8 protein-coding genes are annotated in these 19,559 nt (G+C 37.0%); 3 read left to right on the top strand and 5 right to left on the bottom strand.

Features of this window, described 5'->3' with window-relative positions:
• Window positions 1-15 precede the first annotated feature (15 nt).
• Window positions 16-1,146 (top strand): response regulator, encoded by a 1,131-nt coding sequence (locus JOE23_RS07335; protein ID WP_204437106.1) that lies wholly within the window; start codon window positions 16-18, stop codon window positions 1,144-1,146.
• 48 nt (window positions 1,147-1,194) lie between these two features.
• Here JOE23_RS07335 and JOE23_RS07330 read toward each other — a convergent pair whose 3' ends face one another.
• Window positions 1,195-9,252, bottom strand: coding sequence for a Cna B-type domain-containing protein (locus JOE23_RS07330; RefSeq protein WP_204437105.1), 8,058 nt, complete (start codon window positions 9,250-9,252; stop codon window positions 1,195-1,197).
• Between the two features lie 720 nt (window positions 9,253-9,972).
• Here JOE23_RS07330 and JOE23_RS07325 point away from each other — a divergent pair.
• A complete protein-coding gene (locus JOE23_RS07325; RefSeq protein ID WP_239585319.1) occupies window positions 9,973-12,894 on the top strand; it encodes an AAA domain-containing protein in 2,922 nt (973 codons plus the stop codon).
• A 417-nt stretch (window positions 12,895-13,311) separates the two neighbouring features.
• Here JOE23_RS07325 and JOE23_RS07320 read toward each other — a convergent pair whose 3' ends face one another.
• On the bottom strand, window positions 13,312-13,929 hold the full coding sequence (locus tag JOE23_RS07320; protein WP_239585318.1) for a DUF421 domain-containing protein: 618 nt from the start codon (window positions 13,927-13,929) through the stop codon (window positions 13,312-13,314).
• A gap of 267 nt (window positions 13,930-14,196) precedes the next feature.
• On the bottom strand, window positions 14,197-15,498 hold the full coding sequence (locus JOE23_RS07315; RefSeq protein WP_204437101.1) for a chloride channel protein: 1,302 nt from the start codon (window positions 15,496-15,498) through the stop codon (window positions 14,197-14,199).
• Between the two features lie 570 nt (window positions 15,499-16,068).
• On the opposite strand from JOE23_RS07315, the gene JOE23_RS07310 reads away from it, so the two are divergent.
• Window positions 16,069-18,087, top strand: coding sequence for a methyl-accepting chemotaxis protein (locus tag JOE23_RS07310; protein WP_204437097.1), 2,019 nt, complete (start codon window positions 16,069-16,071; stop codon window positions 18,085-18,087).
• 73 nt (window positions 18,088-18,160) lie between these two features.
• On the opposite strand, the gene JOE23_RS07305 is transcribed toward JOE23_RS07310, so the two are convergent.
• Together JOE23_RS07305 and JOE23_RS07300 are read right to left on the bottom strand one after the other, a co-directional pair.
• Window positions 18,161-18,673: a GNAT family N-acetyltransferase gene (locus JOE23_RS07305; protein ID WP_204437096.1), complete on the bottom strand. Its 513-nt coding sequence runs from the start codon at window positions 18,671-18,673 to the stop codon at window positions 18,161-18,163.
• A 110-nt stretch (window positions 18,674-18,783) separates the two neighbouring features.
• Window positions 18,784-19,182 (bottom strand): VOC family protein, encoded by a 399-nt coding sequence (locus JOE23_RS07300; RefSeq protein ID WP_204437419.1) that lies wholly within the window; start codon window positions 19,180-19,182, stop codon window positions 18,784-18,786.
• Between the last annotated feature and the right edge of the window lie 377 nt (window positions 19,183-19,559).

The following is a 19,559-nucleotide window of genomic DNA, read 5'->3' as shown; positions in this document are numbered from 1 at the left end:
AGGGAGGCAACGCTCATGAACGTTTGTATATTTGACGATGAATCCATGGCGATAGACTTTCTTAGTCACCAACTCAATAAGCTTGAAGATATTAAGATACGTTTTACATCAACGAGGCCCTACTTAGATGATTACACGACAGCACTTCAAGATATAGATGTGGTCTTTTTAGATATCGAGATGCCTGAGATTAACGGTCTAGCCTTGGCTGAACAGTTGAATGAAAAGCATCCGCATTTACATATTGTCTTTGTTTCTGTGCATAAAGGGTACGCTGTTGAAGCATTTGAGCTTAGTGCTTTGGATTATCTTTTGAAACCAGTAAAACGCGATCGTTTAGAAAAAACAATTCATCGGATTAAACAGCAACGTTACCATCGAAAGGAACTCGTTAACCCTAAAAAGCGCCTCAATGTACATATGCTTGGTCAGCTAGAGTTTTGGCTAGATGAGCAAGATATTACAGATACGATTCAATGGCGAACGAACAAGTCAAAGGAAGTATTTCTATTCTTACTCCACCATTCTGGAAATGTTTTATCAAAGGATAAGATCGTTGATACAATTTGGCCGGATACGGCCCCGGAAAAAGGGTTTGCTAATTTGTATGTCAATATCTATAATATAAGAAAATCATTGAAGCACCTTGATGCATTTATATCCATAGCGAGTACAGAGGATGGTTATCTCCTTAAGCTAATGAAAACGAGTGTAGACAAACAAACATGGTATGACTATTTTAAGAATGCTGAAGCGTTAAATGCCGAAACCGTCTCTCGTTATACTGAACATTTAAACATATACAAAGGTGGTTACCTAGAGGGATATGACTATCTTTGGGCAGACAGTGCACGATTTGAAATGGAGGAAATGTGGTTACATCACGCTAAAGCTCTTGCTGACTTTTATTATCAAAATGAAGATGCAGAACAAGCTTCTCGTTGGTATACATCAATAATTAAACGCCGACCAGATGATGAACAAATAGCATTTCAACTGATGAAACTCTATGCGAGATTTAATTATCGCATGCTACTCGAATACCAATACAAGGAATTGAAAGCCCATCTCGATGAGTTAAATATTGAGATAGACCCTAATATCCAATCATGGTTTTTACAATGGAAAAAGAATCATAAAAGGTAGAAAAGTAAGCTATCATCCTAACTGATGATAGCTTATTTATTTATTTATTTATTGATCTTTTCTTTTTTTGTAATGATTATGCATCAAACCAACTGATCCCATCAAAATGAATGCAGCCCCCATTAATAAATAATGATAAAGGCTAGTCGCTGTATTTGGAAGGGTTTGGTCTGATGATGAAGAATCGTCTGATTCTTCCGGTGCAGTCCTTTCTTTTTTTGTGTTTGTAATCTGATAACCATCAATTGATGTTTGATAACCGTCTACTGGCTCTTCTTCAATTGTATAGTTAAATGGTGCACCGTGTTCATCATATTTAGCTAAATGATCAAAACTAAAGATCCAATCATCATTTGCGCTAACTTCTTTACTGCCTATCAACTCGCCGTTTTGTAGGAGGTTGACAGTAATTGATTCTGGACGATCTGAGCTATTGTCATCAACCCATACCTTTTCACCAGTCACTTCGGTTTCACCGATACGCCGATTAGTGATGTCATAGCCGTCAATGATCGTTTCATAGCCATCAACAGGGTCTTCATCGATTGTATACGCATAGGCTATACCTTCGTCATCAAATTGATCCAACGCTGTGAAGCTAAAGGTCCAATCATCATCTGTTGTGACTTGTTGACTATCGATTTGTACGCCGTTTTGTAAGAGATTGACGGTAATGTCATCCGGTCGATCGGACGCGTCATCATCGAGCCATGTTTTCTCTCCGCTCACTTCGATGTCACCAGCACGGACGTTTGTAATGTCATAGCCATCAATGATTGTTTCGTAACCTTCGACGGGTTCTTCTTCAATAGTATAGTCATAGGCTATACCTTCATCATCGTACTGATCCAACGCTGTGAAGCTAAAGATCCAATCATCATCTGTTGTGACTTGTTGACTATTGATTTGCACGCCGTTTTGTAGGAGATTGACGGTAATGTCATCCGGTCGATCAGACGGGTCACCATCGTGCCATGTTTTCTCTCCGCTCACTTCGATGTCACCAGCACGGACGTTTGTAATGTCAAAGCCATCAATGATGGTATCATAACCGTCTACTGGCTCTTCCTCAACAGTATATTCATACGGTTGACCTTCGTCATCAAAAGCTTCAAGATCTTCAAACGTATAGTTCCATTCCAGTTCGTCTGATAGTTCAATAGCATCGATAATGTCTCCGTTGCGTAATAAATGGATCGTTATATCATCAGGACGATCTGGCGTGTCATCATCAAGCCATGCTTTTGTCACGTGGACGTCTGTTGAACCCGTTCGTGTATTGATAATGTCATAGCCATCAATCGATGTTTCGTAGCCTGGAACCCCGTGTTCAGTTACCGTGTATTCATGGCGGACGCCTTCGTCATCAAATTCTGGAACATCACTAAATTGGTAGATCCAGTCATCATTTGATGAGACGTCTACTGTTTCAATGACGACACCGTCTTGCAATAAGTTGACGGTAATTTGATCGGGTCGATCGGACGCGTCATCATCTTGCCAAGTTTTCTCACCTTCAATCGTAAGCGTACCGACACGCAAGTTTTCTAAGTCATAGCCGTTAATTGTTGCTTCGTAACCGTCTATGGGTTCTTCTTCAATAGAGTAGTCATAGGCTACGCCTTCATCATCGTATTGATCCAACCCTGTAAAGCTAAAGGCCCAATCATTATTATGTGTGACTTGTTGACTATCAATTTGCACGCCATTTTGTAGGAGGTGGACGGTAATTTCATCTGGTCGATCCGAGTTATCGTCATCGATCCATGTTTTTTCTCCACTCACTTCGGTTTCACCGACACGACGATTAGTGATGTCATAGCCGTTAATTGTTGCTTCGTAACCGTCTATGGGTTCTTCTTCAATAGAATAGTCATAGGCTATACCTTCATCATCGTACTGATCCAACCCCGTGAAGCTAAAGGTCCAATCATCATCTGGAGTGACTTGTTGACTATCGATTTGCTCGCCGTTTTGTAGGAGGTGGACGGTAATGTCATCCGGTCGATCTGAATTGTTATCATCGAACCACGTTTTTTCACCACTCACTTCGGTTTCACCAACACGAAGGTTTATGATGTCAAACCCTTCAATAGTTGTTTCGTAACCTTCGACAGGTTCTTCTTCAATAGAGTAGTCATAGGCTATACCTTCATCATCGTACTGATCCAACGCTGTGAAGCTAAAGGTCCAATCATCATCTGTTGTGACTTGTTGACTATCGATTTGCACGCCGTTTTGCAAGAGGTGGACGGTAATGTCATCCGGCCGATCCGGATTATTGTCATCGATCCATGTTTTCTTTCCACTCACTTCGATTTCACCAGCACGGACGTTTGTAATGTCATAGCCATCAATGATGGTTTCATAGCCGTCAACAGGTTCTTCTTCAACAGTATAAACATAACCTTGCCCTTCGTTATCAAATGCATCGAGCTCATCAAAGCTGTATGACCAGTTATCACTTTCTGTTATATCTTGGCTTGCTATTTGTTCACCATTTTGCATAAGGTTCAGTGTAATGGACTCTGGTCGGTCAGTTGAGTCGCTGTCCAGCCACGTCTTATCCCCACTAATGTCAGTTGTTCCGACCCTAACGTTTTCAATAGTGAAACCAGCATCTGTTTCAGTGATGTCTACTAATTCATAATTGTCTACACTTTCTTCTTCTACACGATAGTCATAGACATTGCCCTCTGCGTCATAAACAGGCAGATCAGTAAATGTACCTTCCCATTGATCATTTGCGTTAAGGGTTAATGAATCAAACTCAGTGTCATTTTGGTAAAGTGTGATCGCAATCTCATTTGGACGATGATCTGCTGATTCATCTAACCATTCTTTGTCTACAGTTAAAGATTGTGTGATCACGTTTTGGATTTCAAAGCCAGTTTCTTGATCGCCAAGAATGCCTTGCAGTTGATAGCCTGCGCCTGGTTCTTGTTCATCGACTGAATACGTATAAAAATTACTATCCGCATCAATAGCTTCTAAGTCTTCAAAGCTACCTTTCCAGTCATTGTCACGCGTTAACTCAAGTGTTTCATCTATACTTTCCCCGTTACGCAGTAACTGTACGGTGATGACCTCTGGTCGATCATCTTCATGATTATTATCATTCCACGTTTTTTCTACTGGTATAGACACCAGTTGATAGTTTTCAATCTCAAGCTCGATTTGTTCTTGATCATGAGGGAATTCAAGTTCGAAGGTTATGTCCCCGACATGTTCTTGATAACCTTCTACTGGCGATGTCTCGATGAATTCATATTCGCCAGGGCGAAGTCCATTAACAACAATCTCTCCATTTTCATCTGTGGTGTGAGTTGTGTCCGTATAAGTCCCATCATTAACAAGATTGATCGCTCTTAGTTCAAATGCCACACCTTCTAATGGCTCACTTGTTTCACCATCTGTTTTTACAAGGCTGACAGAACCTTTAATGATAGCATTATTGACATCATTAAGTACGATCTGTTCTGTCTCATCAACAGTATCGTCAACTGTAAAGATTTCTGATGTGTAACCACCATCTTGAATCGTGTAACCATCAGGTGCTTTGGTTTCACGTAAACGATACTCACCTTCTGGCAAACCTGTCAGTTGAATCTGTCCATTACTATCTGTTGTTAATGATGGATAGCCGTCGATTGGCTCATCATCTGAATCGATGAGTTCAAATTCAGCCCCAGCTAAAGGGACGGTGGTTTCACCATCAACCTTTTGTAATAGGACTTCAGCAAATGGGTCATTCTCGACTTCAATTGTTTGAACGTCACTTTCAACGTCATTAAGTGTTATCGTTATTTCAATAGGTGTACCATCGGAAATATAACCTTCTGGTGTGGTTGTTTCAACGAGTTGATATTCACCCGGCTTTAGTTCTTCAAACCTCAAGGTCCCATCTTCATCTGTCACTTCTGTTAAAGAGAGGTCTGTCTCATAATCACCTGATGTGTAGGTTAATTCAAATGCTGCGTCGGATAATAGTTGATTACTAATACTATCCCGTTTAGTTAATTCAATAGATGTGGTCTTGACATTATTCTCAAAAGGTTCAGATCGAATTTCAATTGCATCTTCATCTGATGTCTCTTGTCTTGGAATTGTGAATTCTACTGGCCCTTCATTTGAAAGCGTAAATCCAGTTGGTGCTGAGACTTCTTCAATCGTATAATCACCTGGACGTAAATCACCTGTTTCAATACGACCGTCTTCGTCTGAATCGACCATTCGATCAAAGTCAATTGCTGGATCTGCGGATTGGATCTCGAATGTCGCATGACCTAAGCCATTTGAGTCTGTATCTAATGTATCGGCATCAATTTTCATCATATAACCGCTGCCTGGAATTAACTCATTTTCAACAGTGATCGCATCCTCCTCAATATCGAGAATCGTGTGAGCTTCATTAATGGTAAAATGGTATGCATTAGTATGGTCTTGGTAATACTCTGGTGGCGTTGTTTCAACAAAATAATAATCACCAGGTTCTAAATCTTCTACATAAATGACGCCATCCTGATCCGTGATCTGTTCATTAATGACTTCATTATCATTTGAATCGTATAGCTTAAATCCTGCATCAGCTAATGGTTGATCTGTTGTTCCATCTACTTTTGTTAATTTAATATCACGCTTAATCTCATAGTTTTCGATCTCTATTTCTGTGTCATGATCTCCATCATTTCCACTTCCGACTGTGACCTCTCGTGGATTATCACTCGTGGGATCGATCACATAGTCAGAAGGAGGTGTGACTTCTTCTAATTGATAATCACCAAATAGTAAGTTAACGAATCTCAATTCGCCGTCACTATCTGTCTCACCTGTTCTTATTAGAACATCGTCTTGATCATAGAGATAGAATGCTGCGCCTTCGAGTGTGAGGTCGTTATCTTCAGCATCTAATTTTTTAATCGTGAGTGACCCAACTTCACCACTAATGGATCCGGAAATGTTGCTGAAGTTAATGGTCTGATCAACGCTCGAATCGCCATCATCCCCTTCAACCTGTTGGCCTTCAATTGATAGATCGTTTGAGATGGAACCTGTTTCCCCGCTGTAAAGAATATAGGTGTCATATTCGAGTACGTATGCGCGGTCGATCGTCTCTTTATCACCTATAAATTCAATAACAAAAGATTCTTGCCCTTCGTCGTCTTGAGTAAAATCAATCGTATAATCGGTTCCTTTTTCCAGTGTTTGGTCTGGATTTTTCTCAATGGTATCCTCAGTTGCTGTTGTCTCATAGATTGTTAGTGTTTCTTGTAAAATCGTTTGGTTGATACTTGGTGTGTCCGTAACCACGACATTATCCAATGTTGATTGACTACGGTTAATATTGACTTCCCAATTAACAATGCGTCCATTTTCTGTACTTTGCTCAGCACTTTTGGTCGTATATTCACCACCGTATCTAGGGCTGAGTGACGCGTCTAAGGTCGCATCTTCGTGGTTAGAGCTTTGGAGTGTCGCTGTATTATCATATGTGCTATCAACGACTGTATCGTCAAGGTCTGTGGTGAATTCGATGATATATCCGGTTTGTAGATCACCAAAATCTACAGAAAAACCAGGATCATTTGGTAACGGATCGATTGTATATTGATCAGTGACTTCATTACCATATTCAAATCCATCTTCATCGCCTGTTAAGACCATGTCATAGATTCTCACATGATCAATGTTAAAGTTTTGATCACCTAAAATCGGATCTAGTACGTTGACATCATTCAATGTCTCATTGTTATAGTTGACGCCGATTGTCCAAGTTATTTCTTTTTCTTGGATGTTATAACTTCCAAATTTAAAACCATTGTTTTTAGTAGAATCATCTGGATTGAAAGTCGCTGTGCCTGATTTAGAGACTGATTGTTCCTCGCCTTCAGGAATCCAGTCAATACGCGCACTATTTGTATAACTGTCTGCTCTATCAGCAAGATCAAAATCAATGGACGTTGAATAGGAAATAGTGACTTCGTTCGTTACATCATTTAAAAATTCAATGGTCACCTCATCATTATCTGTATTATAAGTCACATCATAATCGCCACTGTAACCGTTAATCGCTAATGAATCTTGATCAAATGTAAAACCATTGGGCAATGTATCGTTAAACATAACATTTTCCATCACTAATAAATCTCGGTTGATCGTTACAGCCCAATCCGTTGTTTTCTCTTGATAATCCGCTCCGGTGTTCCTTTTAATTAAAATGCCCTGGCTAATATCTTGAGAACCTTCAGACACATTGCCAAAATCGTCTTCAATCGTATTGGTCACGATATCGTCTTCAGACACACGATCAACTGTTTCGGTCTGATATTGAATTTTAAACGGATCGTGAATCGCTTCATTAAATTGAATGTGATAACCGTTTGTGCCTGTTGTAGTTAAGGTGTAATTTTCATAAAGCTCTTCGCCCGTCTCTTCGCCTGTTTCAGGGTCGATGGACACGCGATAGACTTCCAGCGAATTTTCGACTAGACGTTGATTTTGATCTTCGAATGTATCGTTTAAAATCGCACGCTCTTGTTCAATTTCTTTTTCATCATAGTTATATTGAATTTCCCAATCAATCATTTGTGTGACATCGTCATAATCAACGGCTTCTTTTGTTAGTGGTTTTCCTCTTGTAACTGAAACGGTCGATTCTGTCGTTAAATCATCGCTATCATCATATGTCAATGTGGCATCATTTTTGTACTCTGTACCGACGCGGTCATTAACGCTTGTTTGGTACTGAATTTGGTAGGCTTCTTGATCGAGAACACCCATGTTTAGCTCAAACGATTCACCGAATTCATCGACATTAAGTGTAAAACGATCTCCTAAGACACTATCGGTTACGTCATTCATCGGTTCATCATATGATCCATCAGCATTCATAGAAAGTTCATATACTTTAAATGAATCGTCAATTATTTGGTGATCCCCTTGTGAAGTGTGATCATTTAAGATAGCATTATCCATTAATTGCAAATTTTTATTAACATCGATTGTCCAAGTGATCACTTCGGTATTATAACCTCTATTTCCAATCCCTTGCTTGTCTAAGCCGTTTTCATCCGGTTGAAATGAGATCGGGAACGTAATGGTGTCACTTTCTCCATAAGGAAAAACAATCGAATCACCTATTGCCGGTCCATCGTAGTTATCATCAAATACCGCTTCCAAATTAATATTTCCTGCAATATTTGACTCTTGTGTGATCGTTTCATTAAAGGTAATCACAATGTCGTTCCCGCTTGTATAGAAGGAGCCAAATTTCATACCATCCGCTCGTACTAATGGTTGTGGATCAGATTCTGAAATGTTCGGTATGGTAAACATGGAGGGAACTTCAATGGTATAGGTCGATCCATCACCATAACTGTGTCCGTTTGCTAATTCAAAATCAAAGATTAATCCTAATGATGTATCACTAAATGGTGCTTCAACCATGATTTCTGTCCCATCTTCTAATACGTTCCCATCTTTTTTGACAGTCGTTTCAATAAAAAAATCATCCGTAATCTCAGCGTTGTCCTCATAGTTAGTGATATTCAGTTGTGACTCTATTTCGGATGTATCAGCGTCATCAACTTCTTCACTTGTTTCGCTGTCTTCTTTTGCTTCAGTTGTTGTATCTGAAACCTCTTCTTCTGGTGAAGAGGTTTCATCATCAGATGGGTTAGCATCTGCTGCTTCTTGATCGGCTAGAACAGAAAAACTCAGTTGCCCATTTGCATCAGTTGCGATATCTTGATCAAATGATAGTGTTAATGTTCTGTTCTCTAATTCAAAGTATCCGACGCTTGTTTGATTGTCTTCGTTTATTAATTCATCTGATTGATCATCGGCTTGTATATGATCTGGTAAATCAATGGTTTCACTGAACGCTTCTGTCGTATCAATGGTGTCAGTCAACCAGGAAACAATAATCTCCCCTTCTCCCTGTGCTTCCTCTAACGAGACCGTTTCTTCATTACTTCTAAAGACAATGGTGTCGATTACTGAGGTCTCAAGTGATGACTCAGCTGTAACAGGTGGTACAATAAGACTGCTTGTAAGTGTATTGATAAGCAGTACAAACAACAGCACCATACTTATATTTCGTCTCATTTAAATCCCTCCAACATCAAATTTTTTTCGTTAGTCATCTAGGTTTATCAATGAATAAAGTTAACATTTATATATCTATGTAATGTGGATTCATGTCATCACACCCTTTAATTAGTGTTTAATCTAAATAAGCGCACCTTGTTTAGCTTAGTAAATAGTCCTGAACATTTTCTAAAAAACAATGACATTTGCAACCGACCTTTATAGGTATAAAGATTTATTTTATACCTAATTTTTTAGATGAATGGTTGTGAAAGCTATCAAAATAGAGTGTGTTAACAACAATCAAAAACAGTTTGAGGCAAGCATTAGTGTAAAGCTTGTTGTTTTTTTTATAGCTATTTAGCAAGTTTACAAATTCTGATTATGATATCATTAAACTTAAGAGTAATAGTGTGGGAGTGAAGAGATGGACAAACCGAAAATAGAGTGTTGAAAGCTTGGCACTTAGTTGAAGCTTTAGCACCAAGTGAAGTTACAGGTAAGGGAGAAGTTTTGGAAAAGCATTACTTTAAAGATAATAAAAATCGAAGCCGAACGCGGTTGGTAAAACTAAATGAAAATCCTTGGAAGAGCGATAAAGTGAAACTTCATTCAGTGGGGGTTTTTTGGTATTCTCCCACTGATTGTTAGTTGAACCATTCGGGGTGCTAGCGTCCGTTTCTCCCACTTAAACAACTCGATATTCTCCTTGTTTTGAAGTGGGAGTCTTACGGACGGTTGCTCCGCGATAAAGTAAAAGATAGTAAAAAACATCAAGTTCAATTCCGCTATTACTTAGCGTGTTTCGAGCATCATAAACTTGTCAGCTTTATGCGTGATATTTTTAAAAATGACGATGAGATTATTAATAAGGATTATAAAACATTATTTAGTCTTTCTTTTTTGGTGGATAGCAATGGGAATTATATAAAAGATTCAATGTTTGTGCCTTTTTTAATGTATGTTATGAAAATCATGGAAGAAACCTCTAATGTACCTTATGGGGAATTAAAGACCCCTTTTTGGAATCAAATGCAATTATTTGAAGAACAAGCACAAACCGTTTTTAATGATGGCGTAACAGAGGAATCATTACTGTTGATTCAACAGGTTTACAAGACGTATTTTCATCAATTAGATAAAAGTTCATTAAATTATCTAGAGATTGAAGTTATGAAGGCAGATCAACAATCATTATCAAAGAATTTTAATAGCTTTTATATGAATGACTTGGAACTTATTTTATCAAAAGGGGGAAATGAAACACTCCGTCGGTTTATTGAAGGAACACCAACAGATGAATGTTTGGATATAAATGAGAACCGAGAATATATTGAAGAGACTTTACAGCCCATAAATCTACCAGATGGCCGGTGGCCGTCACCTGTAGAACACAGATTGTCTTTAATGCAGCAAGTAGCAGTAAATCAAATTTTGAATAAGAATAAAAAAGTTAGTTCTGTGAATGGCCCCCCAGGAACAGGGAAAACGACGTTATTAAAAGATATCTTTGCAGACATTGTCGTTCAAAGAGCAACAGAAATGATACAACTAGATAACCCTTCCAAAGCATTTACAAGAGCAAAGACTATCAATTTAGAAGGTTTCCATTATCCGATCTATTTATTGGATTTTAAATTAAGTCAGTACTCAATAGTTGTTGCTTCAAGTAATAATGGTGCAGTAGAAAATATTTCAAAGGATCTTCCTAAACGAGATGAAGTTATTCGGGAACCTGTTAAAGGTAAGTTTAAAGAATATGAAGAGTTGTATGCTAAAGAGGCAAAGGAATTATCAATGTATCCATCTTCCGCAAAAGATCTTCTTGAGAGCAATGATAATACATGGGGACTTTTTTCAGGAGCTCTTGGAAAATCTGATAATATAGCTACCTTTGGTTGGGGATTATATGGAAGTAACAACGATGAACATGCGTTTCTTAAACAATTGGAACATGACAGTAAACAAGTAAATATAAAGGATTGGGAAGATGCAAAAAAGGATTTTTTAGATATCTTTAAAAAGGTACAACAAAAGAAGGAAGATCTTCAAAAATTACATGATGAATTTAAGAGTATACAAGCCTATACTGATCAATTAAAATCATTAGAGGATCAGTTAATTATTCTTGAGCAAGAACAAATAAATTTAGAGAATGAGAAGAAACATTTAGAACGCCAAAAGCAACTGACAGAACAACAGATTAAATCCCAACCTAAACCACCCTTTTTCAAGAGAATTTTCGGAAAGAATGACAAAAAAAACAATCTGAAAAATGAACTTAATGATATTATCACGCGTTTAAAAGAAGAAGAAAATAAACTACATTTAAAATGTAAAAAAATTAACGAGGATAAAAAAACTGTAGAGGATTTAAAAGAGAAAATATCTATTTTTACGAAACAGTTAAACTATTATAGTAAGCAAGGGCTCATCTTACCGAAGGAAAACTATTGGTCTAATACGAAACAGGCATACGAGTTTCGTCAATTAAATACTCTTTGGCTTACAGATGAATTAAACTTCAATAGAGGATTATTATTTTTAAAGGCCATGAAAATCCATAAGTTAATTTTGGCCTTTAATTTTGAAGCAATAAAGTCTACTTTGCGCTTATTAAATAACCGTAAAAATTTAGATCTTAATGATAAGGATCATAGAGAATATCTGAGGAACATGTGGCAATCTATCCATTTAATTACCCCTTTGATAAGCACAACCTTTGCCAGCTTTAGTTCTATGTATAAGGGTATAGAGGAAGACTTTATTAATTATTTGTTTATAGATGAGGCAGGACAAGCTAATCCTCAACAATCAGCAGGAGCCATTTGGAGATCTAAAAAAGTGATAGCAGTAGGTGACCCAATTCAAATTGAGCCTGTTGTAACTATTGATAAAACAATTTTAGGGGATATTAAGAAGTACTTCAATCTAGATGACAAATATATTGGAATAGGTACTTCCGTTCAAACTTTGGCAGATGCTGCCAATCCATATGGAATGTATAACAGCTATGGTCAAAGAGTTGGAACACCATTATGGGTTCATAGAAGGTGCTTGAACCCAATGTTTTCTATTTCTAACAGAATAGCCTATGATAATAAAATGGTATTAGGCAAAAAGGGACAAGGAAAGGGCGCATGGTTGGACTGTAAAGGTTCGGCTGTAAACCGCCAATTTGTTAAAGAGCAAGGAGATTTGGTGGCAGATCATATTGTTGAATTGTGGAAAAAAACTTCAGGTCCACCTAATGCGTATATAATCTCTCCTTTTACTGCAGTAAAAGACGGAATTAAAAAAATTCTAAAAGAGAGATTAACAAACATGAATATATCTAAAGAAATTTTAAATGATTGGCTGAAAAATTCAGTAGGTACTGTTCATACATTTCAAGGAAAAGAAGCTGATATTGTTTATTTAGTTACTGGTACAGATGACAATAGTGATGGTGCAGCTAACTGGTCTTGTTCAAAGCCCAACTTGATAAATGTAGCTGTTACACGGGCTAAAGAAGAGTTATATGTAATTGGTGATTATAACCGCTTTTCTAAGAAACCTAACTACTCTACTCTTATAGAGAATATAGCAGAAGTTATAGATGAAAATGACCGCAAACTTAGTTGTAAAATGAGAGATGAGAATAATAACTCCCTTCTATAATAATAACAATAAGCGTATTGCGAAAGGTTTCCCATTACTTGAGTTACAAATTTAAACCATCGTCAAGAATATAATGCTGAACCGTACTATAAGTGATGATAAAACAAAAAATGAAGTAGTATTGGAAAAAGCAGTGTTATCAAAATTATTATAGATTGAGTTTGATTAACATTTTTTAAACAAATCGTTTCTGGAAATACGCCGTAAATTTCAATGAATTACTTTTATTAAGAGACACACTTAGAGCAGAGTCGTTTCATGAAAAATAGACTTTTAAGTGGCCGGCATCCACAGGAAAACAAGAAATTTTGTTTTCCTGTGTTTCTAGAGGAAAGATGTAGTCCTAACTCATAATTCTTCTACAGAATGTTCTGATTAGAACGTAAAACATCATGCTTAGTTGAAATCTCGTTACTGTTAATCCAAATTCTCTTTAGGTTTTTCTTTATGCTTTCTATTTTTAACCTCAGTAAATATGTTATCTGACACACTTGTTTTCGTTTTTGATGTTTCATTTGGAGGATTATATTGATTTGATTCAATCAGCGATTTCAGCATCTGAATATCCTCTTTAGTAGCGTATTGTTTATTAGCCTTTAACATATATCCTAACTGACCATTCGCCTCTATTGTAGCCCATTGTAAATCAGTAAAATTCTGAATGTTTTGTTGTCTCATTCGTACTTCAAGCATATCAACCGTTAACCGCAACTTCTTTAGATTTCTTTCATTAATTTGGCCGTTTTCAACTACTATAAGTCCTTTCCCATAAATTAAAGTTTCAAGTGTATTCGATTTTAAAACGATATACTCAATAAAAAGAAGTGTAACGACCATTAAAAATGTAATCAACAGTGTAATCCAAATGTTTCTATCGCCAACAGGTTGAATAATTAATGATCCAATAGCTATCATCATGACAGTCTGGGCAACTGTGAGCTGTGAAATTGATTTTCTTCCAGCTAATCGTAAGATCAGGATTCCGCCGATTACGATGACACTCGCTTTCCATATGAAGTGTAAATCCAAAAGCATCCCCTCTTTTCAAATGTTGCAGATATATTTATGGAGAAGTCTGTCTGTTTAATTAACATTCTTATAAATTATTGTGGATGATCCCCTTTACTTTATTCTTCAAAAGGAATATAATCCAGCCAAAATAAAGGGAGATCGAGCGAATACAAGTAGTGGAAAAAAACAATCAATCATGCTGTAAGTAATTATTCTTTCGTAATGTGTCTTTATCACAGATAACCATCCATAAAACCGCTTTAAAGGTTTGCTATTTTTACGTCTAATTTCCTAATGCCGTTTCTTTTTTTCAGCGTTTTCAATAGTTTCCGCACGCGCCATATGGTATAACCTGCTCTTAGGCTCATCTATTTTTTGAGAAGGCCATAGTCCATGATGCCCGGAGAATAGATAGCTAACTAAACACGCAACAAAAAAGTACTCTAACCCTTTTCCACCAAACTTTTCCATTGCCAGTAGAAAAGCTGCTATAGGGGTATTAGTCGCTCCGCAAAAAACAGCGATTAGTCCTAATGCAGCGAGAAATGACATAGGTAAATCGATGAATGTGTGTAAGGTATTTCCTAATGTTGCTCCAATGAAAAATAAAGGTAGGGCTTCACCTCCAACAAAACCGGAACCAAGAGTTACTGCCGTAAATATGATCTTGGCAAGGAAAGCAAAGGATGGAACGTCTTCTATAAAAGATTGTTCTAACATCTGTAATCCTCGGCCATTGTAATCTTGTGAACTAACGATTAACGTTAATACGATAATGACAATACCTCCAAAAAAGGCTCTTTTCATATGGTTTTTTTTGAAAAGTTTCTCAGAGAACTTTTCTATCCCATGTCTCAACTGACAGTATAAAACACTTATTAGGCTAAAAAGGACTGATAGAAGAATAACGATTATAAATGTATTAGTAGATATTTCCGGTACGGCTTGTATTATAAATTCTTTGTGTTTATGTCCCCAAGCCGCTGTAGTTACGTAGTGGCCAACAAAGCTGGACGTAAGACAAGGAACAAGTGCTTCAAATTTTAGCTTTCCTGAAGAAGCCATCTCCATCCCAAAAACAGCACCTGTTATAGGTGTCCCAAAGGCAGCGCCAAAACCAGCACTTATACCACTCATCATTAAAATTTTCTTGTCGAATCTTCTCACCTTAAAAAATTTGCTAACCGTGGCAGCTACACTTCCTCCCATTTGGATAGCTGCACTTTCTCTTCCGGTTGAGCCTCCAAAAAGGACGGTGACAAAAGTCGCGAAATAGATGATAGGCCCCATTCTCCGCGGGACCTCTTTTTTTCCATGAACTGAATCTATGACCAGATTATTTAGTTCAGCAGTGTCATTCAAAGTATTATTCAAAATGACCTTTCCATAGTTCATATATATGTACCCTATAATAATTCCTCCAAAGGGAAGAAGGAAGATGAGCCAATCTCTTTTTAGCCGTATATCCTCTCCTAGAAAATCGTTTGTCTCTAAAAGGAAATGGGTTGTTGAGCCGACAGCAATACCAATTAGGGTTCCAAAAATAATCCATAAAGCTAGAACCGAAAAAAAGTTTTTATACTTCAATAACATTTACTAATTCTCCTCTTTACTTTCATTTGGGAAATTCAATTCTATTGTTACCTTGTGGTGTTAAAATTATTAAAAATGAAATAACCATTATGAAAGAAGAAAAAAGGATTAATCTATTAATTATGTTTAAAGGTTGCGTGAAGAAACTTTTAAGGTTGGCAGACTTATTTAAATGGTACGAAGAGGGGGTTAACGACATAGTCAACACTACAAACAACGCTCTCTTTTTGTCGATAATCCTATTGTTTACTAAAAACATCTATTGATGATCCTATCGATAGATGGAGATACGATCACTTCATTAGGATAATACGCTATTTCAGAAGATTGTTGTTTAACAGAGAGCTATTTTTATGAACAAAGATGTTAAATGTTCCTTTACTTTTCTACTAAGCACAGCATATAATAAACAAGAATCGACAAAAATATACACATATCGACACATTTCGACAAAAGAGAAAAGTCTTATATGTACGATGCCTTGAAAGCGTTTTTACCAATTCTTTTGGGTATCTGGGGTTGATCTTCCATGTATATTTCAGGTCAGATATCAAAAAAAGGAGTGAAGGAATGAAAAGGAATCGAACGATTGTGAAGTTTTTTGGGACGCTAAAGTTTAAACTTATGGTAACCATGCTGTGCATTGCGCTTATCCCACTCTTAGGTTTATCAATCATGCAATCAAGCCAGCTAAGTAACACTTTACAAAACAATATTAAAGAGCAGTCAATGTCACTGGCTGAACTAAATAGAAACTCTCTAAATGATTGGCTTGATACTAAGGCAGAACAGCTTTCGAACATGTTGGATGCTCACCCTGAGTTTCAAGAGATGGATATGGAATATATAAGATCTGTTCTAAATTATATAGAAGTAAGTAATTCGGATGTTGAACTTGCCAGTGTTGTCGACAAGGATGGGAATATCGATACCCCTGGTATTAATTTGAAAGAAAGAGATTACTTCGTGGCAGCAGAGGAAACAAAAGAATATGCAGTCAGTGATATCATTATAAATAACGAAACAGGGAATGAACAAATTGTTGTGGCCGTACCGTTACTTGACCAAAACAATAACTTTAATGGCTTGATTGCCAGTTATGTAGGATTGAATGTGTTTTCTGATACGGTAGGTAAAATAAGTTTTGCAGAAACGGGATTTGGCTTTTTGATGTCGGACCAGGGTAATATCATTTATCATCCCGACGATAACATTTCTGGTGAGAATTATGAGAATCTGGATTTAAATGAGGAAACGTTGCAAGCTTTTGAGGAAGACATTTTGGGTGAAGAATCGGGATTTGTGACTTATACAGATAATCTTGGCGATGAAAAGATTGCTGCATTTTCCACTGTTGATAAAACGGGATGGAGGATTGTCGTATCGGCTCCGACTAGTGAAGTGTATGCAGAAGCCCAAGCTGTAGCTCAGTCGTCAGCATTTATCATCGTGATCGTAGTATTGCTTGTTATAGTTATAGCAGTCTTTTCAGCTAATATGCTTGCCAAGCCGATTGTGCAGGTATCTAAACACTTAAATGTACTTGCAAATGCTGATTTCACACAAGCTGTACCTGAAAAATTAATGAAAAGAAAAGATGAGATTGGTGGGCTCGTTCATTCGATGAACCAAATGCAAGGTTCTTTACTAGATTTAATCAAGAGTGTTTCTGGTGCAACCAATCAATTGTCAACGCATAGTGAAGAATTAAATCAATCAGCAAGTGAAGTGACAGAAGGAAGTAAACAAATCGCCTCAACTATGCAAGAACTCTCTTCAGGAGCAGAATCACAAGCGAATAGCTCTGGAACCATATCGGAGCTAATGGAAGCTTTTGTTGATAAGGTGAAAGAAGCAAATAATGGTACGATGCATACGAGTAAAGAGTCACAAAGTATCATAAAACAAACGGATGAAGGAAAAGAATTGATGGAGCAATCTGTAGCTCAAATGCAGGTCATCCACCAAATCGTTCAAGATGCAGTACAAAAAGTGCAAGGCCTTGATCAGCAATCAAAAGAAATTTCAAAACTGGTAGAAGTGATTCAAGGGATTGCAGAGCAAACGAACCTACTTGCACTAAATGCAGCCATTGAGGCTGCACGAGCTGGAGAACATGGCAAAGGATTTGCAGTAGTTGCAGATGAAGTTCGTAAGTTAGCTGAAGAGGTTACCTCATCAATTGGTGATATTACAAACATTGTCAATGGTATCCAGAAAGAATCAAATGAAGTAACAAATTCGCTACAAAATGGTTATGAAGTGGTTGAAGAAGGATCGAAACAAATCGCGGTCACAGGTGAAAAATTCGTAGAAATAAATCAATCTGTGAGCAGCATGGCAACGCTGATCCAAAGGATATCCGTTCAGTTGAGTGAAATTGCAGAGGATAGTGGAAAAATGAATGAATCAATCGAAGAGATTGCCTCTGTTTCCCAAGAGTCAGCTGCCGGTATTGAACAAACATCTGCTTCTACGGAACAATTACTTGGTTCCATGGAAGAAGCCACAAGCAGTGCTGACCATTTAGCTAAACTTGCTGAAGATCTATCAGTGAAGGTTAGTCATTTTAAGATTTCTAAAAAATAAATGTCCTACAAACGCCCCGCACTTAGAACGATAAGCCAGTGCGGGGTTATTTGTTTTATAATTTCTATAAGAACTAATCATTTATTACTCTTATATCCTCCCAGCCATAAACAAGTTCATTTAACTTTTTCCCCGAAATGTCCACCTCTAAAGTATCAATCTTTTTTGCCCCTAGAGCCTCATAAAATAATCGAGAACGGTTTTCTTCTAAGACTAAAACAGTCATAGAAAATAGGCCTTTTTGTTTTACAGATTCAATGATAGGTTTGAGCAATGATTTTCCTAAGCCTTTTCTTTGGTGTGCTTCTAATATATAAATTGCATACAATTCGCCATGGTAATTTGGATATTTACCTGTTCTTTCTTCTCCTCCGCTAGCAAAGCCAATAATTTCTCCTTCATCCGTTTCAGCCACATATACTGCTCGGCTAGAGATTATCTCTTTCCATTTTCGTTCCCTACTCTCATAAGACATTTTATTTAAAAACGCATCTGGAACAATATTTTTATATGTGGTCTTCCAGCTGTCAACATGCACTTTAGCAACGCCTTTAGCATCATCTGGAAGGGCTTTTCTTATATTCATTTTACATCACCTCAATCTTTTAAAACTCTAATTTCATAAAACGCTCCATTACTTAAATTAAGAACAGCAATAGCGGCCTCTTGTACTACTGCTTTTCGTTAGCTAAATAATTATTCAGGAGAAACAAGTTCTACTTTTATTCTATCTGGGTCTTCAAAATAAACAGCATAATGGCTATCTCCCCCAGCAAAAGGATGTTTATTTGGATAAAGAATCTTTATCCCTTTCTTTTTTAACTTGCTTGTCATTTCATCTACGTGTTTTCTTGAGCTTGCGTAAAACGCTAGATGATTAAGACCAACTCGACACCGATGATATGGAAAATCTAAAAACCTATCTTCTGCTTGTACAAAAACAATGTAGGTGTCGCCTATTTTCCAACTTCGTCCATTGTTCCAATCTTGAAAGAGGGTATATCCTAAATCTTCAAGAAACCAACTCCAAAAGTCTATTGTTCTATTTAAATCTGATACATATATTTCAACATGATGGAGTAATCCTTTCGATATTTAATTCGCCCCTTTTCTTATGTAAGTATCCTTCCTGTTACTTTAAGTACACGCTTTTAGCAGCACTGTGTATTTCTCATAAATATTTTAACATATCATTACAATATCTTAGTTAATTCACATAAAAAATAGCAGATCAAATAGCATGATAGTTGGAGCCCTTTTTAGCAGTGTGTAACATATTCACTCCTTGATAGGCTGATAATTGCATTAATATCAAATCCATTTTTTTCTCTAAGCATTTAATCATAATCAATTTCTTTTAGCAAAATAGTGTACGTTTTTGTTATATCGTCTATATAAAAAACAACAATATAACATTAGGATGATGGTATAGACTGTTTCAACAGATCAAATCGTTGATTTGTAAGCGCTTT

The sequence above is a fragment of the Amphibacillus cookii genome (genome assembly GCF_016908375.1).
Lineage (GTDB): Bacteria > Bacillota > Bacilli > Bacillales > Amphibacillaceae > Amphibacillus_C > Amphibacillus_C cookii.
Note: the sequence above shows the minus strand (reverse complement) of the source record. Positions and strands in the feature narration are given on the sequence as shown.

What these genes read in the sequence shown, in the direction of transcription:
- JOE23_RS07305 (WP_204437096.1), bottom strand. Translation starts at nt 18,673, where the DNA reads ATGAATATAAGAAAAGCCCTTCCAGATGATGCTAAAGGCGTTGCTAAA.
- JOE23_RS07335 (WP_204437106.1), top strand. Translation starts at nt 16, where the DNA reads ATGAACGTTTGTATATTTGACGATGAATCCATGGCGATAGACTTTCTT.
- JOE23_RS07320 (WP_239585318.1), bottom strand. Translation starts at nt 13,929, where the DNA reads ATGCTTTTGGATTTACACTTCATATGGAAAGCGAGTGTCATCGTAATC.
- JOE23_RS07315 (WP_204437101.1), bottom strand. Translation starts at nt 15,498, where the DNA reads ATGTTATTGAAGTATAAAAACTTTTTTTCGGTTCTAGCTTTATGGATT.
- JOE23_RS07330 (WP_204437105.1), bottom strand. Translation starts at nt 9,252, where the DNA reads ATGAGACGAAATATAAGTATGGTGCTGTTGTTTGTACTGCTTATCAAT.
- JOE23_RS07310 (WP_204437097.1), top strand. Translation starts at nt 16,069, where the DNA reads ATGAAAAGGAATCGAACGATTGTGAAGTTTTTTGGGACGCTAAAGTTT.